Origin of the sequence: Kitasatospora sp. NPDC057542, assembly GCF_042801945.1 — a bacterium.
In the GTDB taxonomy this organism is placed as follows: domain Bacteria; phylum Actinomycetota; class Actinomycetes; order Streptomycetales; family Streptomycetaceae; genus Kitasatospora.
This window is the reverse complement of the sequence record NZ_JBHVFE010000581.1, coordinates 1-4,963: the sequence shown is the minus strand read 5'-3', so window position 1 is coordinate 4,963 and position 4,963 is coordinate 1. Positions and strand designations below refer to the sequence as shown.

Annotated in this window: 3 protein-coding genes; 2 read left to right on the top strand and 1 reads right to left on the bottom strand. The window is 73.5% G+C overall.

Features of this window, described 5'->3' with window-relative positions; all coding sequences use genetic code 11:
* Window positions 1-84 precede the first annotated feature (84 nt).
* The gene (locus tag ACFU7Y_RS40035) at window positions 85-627 is read right to left on the bottom strand and encodes a hypothetical protein (RefSeq protein ID WP_363394825.1); all 543 of its coding nucleotides are present in this window, start codon (window positions 625-627) and stop codon (window positions 85-87) included.
* A 180-nt stretch (window positions 628-807) separates the two neighbouring features.
* On the opposite strand from ACFU7Y_RS40035, the gene ACFU7Y_RS40030 reads away from it, so the two are divergent.
* Window positions 808-3,024, top strand: coding sequence for a BTAD domain-containing putative transcriptional regulator (locus ACFU7Y_RS40030; protein WP_380771296.1), 2,217 nt, complete (start codon window positions 808-810; stop codon window positions 3,022-3,024).
* The gene (htpG, locus tag ACFU7Y_RS40025; protein WP_224285304.1) at window positions 3,017-4,933 is read left to right on the top strand and encodes a molecular chaperone HtpG; all 1,917 of its coding nucleotides are present in this window, start codon (window positions 3,017-3,019) and stop codon (window positions 4,931-4,933) included. Before ACFU7Y_RS40030 ends, htpG begins: the two co-directional genes overlap by 8 nt.
* Window positions 4,934-4,963: the final 30 nt, after the last annotated feature.

The following is a 4,963-nucleotide window of genomic DNA, read 5'->3' as shown; positions in this document are numbered from 1 at the left end:
AGTCCACACCCTCGAACCGCAGAAGGGTCTCGCCTTCCGGCGGCCAGTCGCCGGGCAGGTCGAAGTCGAGTCGGTGGTCCCCGGTCAGTTCCAGGGGTTGGCCGGCTGGTCGTTGATGGCCGTCCAGAACCGGGTGTTGTTCGGGATGTTGCCGTACGCCCAGAAGGTCCAGCCACCGGTCAGCGACAGGTCGGGCCCGTAGTGGCCGTCGTGGAACTCGGCCTCGCGCCAGGCGGCGCCGAAGGCGGCCTGGCAGACGCTGTCCGCCGCGGCCCGGCTGTTGAGGCGGGAGCCCTTGACCGGCTGGCTGAGGGCGACGGTGCCCTGCGCCCAGCCGTTGTGGAAGGCGATGGTGAGCCCGTCCGGGGCCGGGCTGCCGTCGACGTTGAGGCAGAGCACGGGCAGCGAGACGGACGGAGCGGTGTCGCCGCTGTAGGCGTTGCTCGGGCTGCCGCCGGGGCCGCCGACCTGGACGGTGCCCTCCGGGCCGTAGGAGACGACGGACCAGGTCATCCCCAGGTGGGTGGCCGGCCCGGTGGCGGCGGAGGCCGGGGCGGCAGTGAGCGGGATCAGGGCGGCGGCGGCGACGGCGGTCGCGGTGGCGACGGCCTTCTTCAGACGGTTCATCAACTGCTCCTGTGGGTCGGGGCGTCTCGTCGGACCACCGGCTCGTTTCGGCCGGTGCCTGACAAAGTTCTCAACCGAACGCACACAACTGGCATGATCTGATCATCGATTCGTCACGACTCGCGCCCATCCACCACGGCGGTGGTCCCCACCGGCCGCGCGGGCCCCAGGGAGGGACGTGTGGAGTTCAGGATCCTCGGCTCGCTGGAGGTGTGGACCGGCGACGGCCGACGCGTCCCCTCCGAAGGCTCCCGGCAGGAACGGCTGCTCGCCGCCCTGCTGCTCAACGCGGGCAGCTCCGTTCCGGTCGCCCGCCTGGTGGACGCCGTCTGGGACGAGCGGCCGCCGGCCACCGCCACCCGCCAGGTCCGCAACCTCGCCGGGCTGCTGCGGCGCCGCTTCGCCGAGGCCGACCCGGACGCGCCGCCCGTCCTGCTGACCGACGGCCGCGGCTACCGCATCACCCTCACCGGCCACCGTCTGGACGCCCGCGACTTCACCGACCGGCTCGCCCTCGCCCGCGGCGAAGCCGCCGCCGGACGGACCCCGGACGCGGTCGACGGGCTCCGCGCGGCGCTCGCCCTGTGGCGCGGACCGGCACTGGACGGACTCGCCGCGGACACGGACGTACCGGGCGCCGTCGCGCTGGACGAACTGCGACTGACCGCCTGGGAGGAGTGCCTCGACCTGGAGCTCGCCCTCGGCCGGCACCGCGCGGCCGTCCCCGAACTGACCGCGCTGGTCGCCGACCAGCCGCTGCGGGAACGCTTCACCGGACAGCTGATGCGGGCCCTGCACGGCTCCGGACGCACACCCGAAGGGCTCGCCGCCTACCGCCGGTTCGCCGAGCGCCTGGCCGACGAGCTCGGGCTCGACCCCGGGCCCGGGCTACGGGCTCTGCACCTGGAACTGCTGGCCACCGAGCCGGTCCCCGCCGCCTCGCCCCGGGCCGAGGAAGCACCGACCCCAGCGGCGGTTCCCCCGGCGCAGGCGCCGCCGCCACCACCCGCCCAACTCCCGCCCGCCCTGGCCACCTTCGTCGGACGGAGCACGGAACTGCGCGTCCTGGACTCGCTGCTCACCGCCCCGGCGCCACCGGAGACCGGGCCGGCCGCCGCCGTGTGCGCGGTCTCGGGACCGGCCGGGGTCGGCAAGACCACCCTCGCCGTGGACTGGGCCCACCGCGTCCGGGACCGGTTCCCGGACGGTCAGCTCTACGCCGACCTGCACGGCTACTCCCTCGACGCGCCGCTCGCCCCGCACACCGTCCTGGCCCGCTTCCTGCGCGCCCTGGGCGTGCCCAGGGACCGGATCCCCACGGCGCCGGACGAGGCGGCCGCGCTCTACCGCTCCCTGCTGGCCGAGCGCCGGCTGCTCGTGGTCCTCGACAACGCCCGCGACGCCGAGCAGGTCCGCCCGCTGCTGCCGGGCACCCCGGACTGCCGCACGGTGGTCACCAGCCGCACCCGGCTCGACGGACTGGCCGTCCGCAACGGCGCCCGGCCCCTGGTGCTCGACGTCCTGCCCGCCCGCCAGGCCCTCGAACTGCTGGCCCGCATCATCGGCGAGCACCGCACCCGCGCCGAGCCGCGCGCCGCTGCCGAGCTCACCGCCGCCTGCGGCCGGCTGCCCCTCGCCCTGGCCGTCACCGCGAGCCGCCTCGCCGCCTGCCCGGACCGCAGCCTCACCGACCACGCCGCCGAACTCCTCGACGCGGAAACCCGGTTGAGCGCGCTCCAGATCGAGGGCGACGACACCTCGGCGGTCCGCGCCGCCTTCGACCTCTCCTACCGCTCGCTCCCCGCCGAGGCCCGAGCGCTGCTCCGGCTGCTCACCCTGGTCCCGGCCGTCGGCATCGGCTCCGACGCGGCCGCCGCCCTGGCCGGCGCCCCGGCCGCCGCCGTCCGGCCCGTCCTCGACCGGCTGGCCGCCGCCCACCTGCTCACCCTCGAAGAGCGCGACCGCTACCGGCTCAACGACCTCCTGCGCCTCTACGCCGCCGAGCGCTGCTCCGTCGAGACCAGCGCCGCCGAGCGCCGCTCCGCCCTGGAGCGCCTCGGCTCCTGGTACCTCCACCGCGGCCGCTCCCCCGCCTTCCTGCCCGCCCCACCCGCGACCGACCACCCCCGGAACCCGGGCCACCACCTCGACGCATGGGTCGAGGTCGACCGCCTGGCAGCCGCGGCCGCCGACGCGGTGGCGGCGCCGGACGACCCCGAGCCCGGCCCCGGCCGACGGCGCCGGCCGACCGGGGCGCCCACCCCCACCCGACCGGCCCACGGCGCTCCCCCGCCCGTCCACGATCTACCATGCGGTACCGGCGGCGAGCCGCCCGGGCCCAGGCCCGTCCGTACCCTCCGTTCCCTTCGGGCAGAAAGGAAGCCCCAGAGTGGGTAGCACTGTCGAGACGTTGGAATTCCAGGCCGAGACCCGTCAGTTGCTCCGGTTGGTGATCCACTCGATCTACTCGAACAAGGACATCTTCCTGCGCGAGCTGATCTCGAACGCCTCCGACGCACTGGACAAGATCCGGCTGGAATCGCTGACCGACCCCGACGTCGCGGCCGACACCTCGGACCTGCACATCGCACTGGACGTCGACCACGACGCCCGGACGCTGACCGTCCGCGACAACGGGATCGGCATGAGCCGGGACGAGATCGTGGAGCTGATCGGCACGATCGCCAAGTCCGGCACCGCGGGTCTGCTGGAGAAGCTCAAGGGCGCCAAGGACGCCGCGGCGGCGCAGAGCCTGATCGGGCAGTTCGGCGTCGGTTTCTACTCGGCGTTCATGGTCGCCGACAAGGTCACCCTGCGCACCCGCCGGGCCGGCACCGACGCCGGCACCCAGTGGGAGTCCGCCGGCGAGGGCACCTACGAGCTCCGGGACGTCGACGGGCTGCCGGTGGGCACCTCCGTCACCCTGCACCTCAAGCCCGTCGACGGGGAGGACGGGCTGGCCGACTACCTGTCCGAGCCGAAGATCCGCCAGATCGTCAAGCAGTACTCGGACTTCATCCGCTGGCCCATCCGGATGGCCACCGAACGGACCGGCGCCGAGGGCGCCACCACCACCGAGGTCGACACGCTCAACTCGATGAAGGCCCTCTGGGCCCGGCCGCGCAACGAGGTGACCGAGGCCGAGTACCACGAGTTCTACCAGCAGATCAGCCACGACTGGCAGGCCCCGGCCAAGACCGTCCACATGCGCGCCGAGGGCACCTTCGAGTACGAGGCGCTGCTCTTCCTCCCCGCGCAGGCACCGTTCGACCTGTTCTCCCGCGAACCCAGGCGCGGCGTGCAGCTGTACGTCAAGCGGGTGTTCATCATGGACGACTGCGAAGCGCTGATGCCCGACTACCTGCGCTTCGTCAAGGGCGTGGTGGACACCCACGACCTGTCGCTGAACATCTCCCGCGAGATCCTCCAGCACGACCGGCAGATCCGCGCGGTGCGTCGGCGCCTGGTCAAGAAGGTCCTCGGCGCGGTCAAGGAGATGCAGGCCGGCGACGCCGAGGCGTACGCGTCGTTCTGGTCCCAGTTCGGCCGCGTGCTGAAGGAGGGCCTGATCGAGGACGCCGACAACACCGCGGCCCTGCTGGAGCTGGTGTCGGCCGCCTCCACCCACGACCCGGACCGGACCACCACCCTGCGCGAGTACGTCGAGCGCATGAAGGACGGCCAGGAAGCGATCTACTACCTGACCGGCGAGACCCGGGCCACGGTGGAGAACTCCCCGCACCTGGAGGCCTTCCGCGCCAAGGGGTACGAGGTGCTGATCCTCACCGACCCCGTCGACGAGGTCTGGGTGGAGCGGGTCCCGGGCTTCGACGGCCACCGTCTCCAGTCCATCGCCAAGGGCCAGGTCGACCTCGACGAGCCCGCCGACGGGGACGAGGCGGCCGATGCCGAGAAGGTCAAGCGCGACCAGGACTTCGCCGCCCTGCTGACCTGGCTGACCACGGCCCTGTCCGAGCAGGTCAAGCAGGTCCGCCTGTCGTCGCGGCTGACGACCTCCGCGGCGTGCCTCGTCGGCGACGCCCACGACATGACCCCGACCCTGGAGAAGATGTACCGGGCGATGGGCCAACAGGTGCCCCAGGTCAAGCGGATCCTCGAACTCAACCCGGCGCACCCCCTGGTCACCGCGCTGCGGACGGCGCACGAGGCCGACCCGGCCGACCCCGCGCTGACCGAGATCGCCGAGCTGGTGCACGGCGGCGCGCTGCTCGCCGAGGGCGGTGAGCTGGCCGATCCGGCCCGCTTCACCCGGCTGCTCACCGACCGGCTGACCCGGGCGCTGTGACCTGCGGGGTGCGACCGGCCGCCGTCCGGT